Origin of the sequence: Streptococcus oralis, assembly GCF_001579175.1 — a bacterium.
Taxonomy (GTDB): Bacteria; Bacillota; Bacilli; order Lactobacillales; family Streptococcaceae; genus Streptococcus; species Streptococcus oralis_O.
In genome coordinates, this window is sequence record NZ_KQ970760.1 from 504,456 (window position 1) to 506,546 (window position 2,091).

The 2,091-nt window shown below is 34.0% G+C and carries 2 protein-coding genes and 1 tRNA gene; all 3 read left to right on the forward strand.

Annotated elements, in window-relative coordinates; genetic code table 11:
* The coding region (locus SORDD24_RS06820) for a 50S ribosomal protein L19 (protein WP_155720142.1) at positions 1–154 on the forward strand (154 nt) is incomplete at its 5' end.
* Between the two features lie 42 nt (positions 155–196).
* Positions 197–268, forward strand: a tRNA-Arg gene (locus SORDD24_RS06825).
* Between the two features lie 216 nt (positions 269–484).
* Positions 485–2,091 (forward strand): type II CRISPR RNA-guided endonuclease Cas9 (cas9, locus tag SORDD24_RS06830; protein ID WP_081103565.1); only part of this gene is annotated, 1,607 nt, incomplete at its 3' end.

Below are 2,091 nucleotides of genomic sequence, written 5' to 3' on the forward strand. Positions count from 1 at the left end.
TAACGGTGTAGGTGTTGAGCGTATCTTCCCAATCCACACTCCACGTGTTGAAAAGATCGAAGTTGTTCGTTACGGTAAAGTACGTCGTGCGAAATTGTACTACTTGCGTGCACTTCAAGGTAAGGCAGCTCGTATCAAAGAAATCCGTCGTTAATTCGACTAAAAAACTCTGCTCACCCAGCAGGGTTTTTCTCTAGCTCCCTTAGTTCAATGGATATAACAACTCCCTCCTAAGGAGTAGTTGCAGGTTCGATTCCTGCAGGGGGCAGTAAACTAGTAATTTTCATGTAGAAATCACTCAAGTTAAAATAGAACTCCAAAAGCGTGAGATCACGCTTTTTTTTTTATCAATGATGAAAACGGGAGAATTTGCATATAATTATAAAAAGACAGGATATTTTAGTTAATTGCATATAATGATTTGATTTTTTAGGAAGTAAGGAGTAAAATTTAATTAATATGATGATTAGTTAGGAGTATAATTATGAATGGTTTAGTTTTAGGATTGGATATTGGTATTGCATCCGTAGGAGTGGGAATTCTAGAAAAAAATTCTGGAAAGATTATCCATGCGAATTCTCGTCTTTTTCCAGCTGCAACAGCTGATAATAATGTTGAAAGAAGAAACAGTAGACAGGCTAGACGATTAAATCGTCGGAAAAAACATCGTGGTGTTCGACTTCAAGATATATTTGAATACTATGATTTGTTAACTGATTTTTCTAAGGTATCCATTAATCTTAATCCATATCGACTTCGTGTAGATGGCTTGAATCAGCAACTAACGAATGAAGAGCTGTTCATAGCTTTAAAGAACATTGTTAAGAGACGTGGTATTAGCTATTTAGATGATGCTTCTGAGGATGGGGGTACAGTATCGTCTGATTATGGTAAGGCAGTTGAAGAAAATAGAAAATTACTTGCTGAACAAACACCTGGTCAAATCCAACTAGAACGTTTCGAAAAATATGGTCAGGTAAGAGGAGATTTCACTGTTGTGGAAAATGGTGAGAAACGCCGATTGATCAATGTTTTTTCAACATCTGCTTATAGAAAAGAAGCTGAAAGAATTCTTAGAAAACAGCAGGAATTCAATAGTAAAATTACATATGAATTTATAGAGGATTGTCTAAAAATCCTTACAGGGAAAAGAAAATATTATCATGGACCAGGTAATGAAAAATCTCGGACGGATTATGGACGTTTCAGAACAGACGGTATGACGTTAGATAATATTTTTGGTATTTTAATTGGAAAATGTACATTTTATCCTAATGAATACAGAGCTTCAAAAGCTTCCTATACTGCTCAAGAGTTTAATTTACTAAATGATTTAAATAATTTAACAGTTCCTACAGAGACCAAGAAACTGGGTGAGGAACAAAAGAAAGTTATTGTTGAATATGCTAAGGAAGCTAAAACCTTAGGAGCCTCAACCTTATTGAAGTACATTGCTAAAATGATTGATGCTTCAGTAGATCAGATAAGTGGTTATCGAGTTGATGTAAACAATAAACCTGAAATGCATACTTTTGAAGTCTATCGAAAAATGCAATCGCTAGAAACAATTTCAGTTGGGGAATTGTCTAGAAATGTTTTAGATGAGCTTGCCCATATTTTAACTCTAAATACTGAACGAGAAGGTATAGAAGAAGCGATTAACACAAAGTTAAAGGATTCTTTTAGTCAAGACCAAGTACTTGAATTGGTTCAATTTAGAAAAAATAATAGCAGTCTATTTAGTAAGGGATGGCATAATTTTTCCCTTAAACTCATGATGGAATTGATACCAGAACTCTATGAAACTTCAGAAGAGCAAATGACAATTCTCACACGATTGGGGAAACAAAAATCTAAAGAAACATCAAAAAGAACCAAATATATTGATGAAAAAGAATTAACAGAAGAAATTTATAACCCTGTAGTAGCAAAATCTGTCAGACAAGCTATAAAAATAATCAACGAAGCAACTAAAAAATATAGTATCTTTGATAATATCGTTATCGAAATGGCACGTGAAAATAACGAAGAAGATGCTAAGAAAGATTGTATAAAACGTCAAAAGGCAAACCAGGATGAGAAAAATGCTGC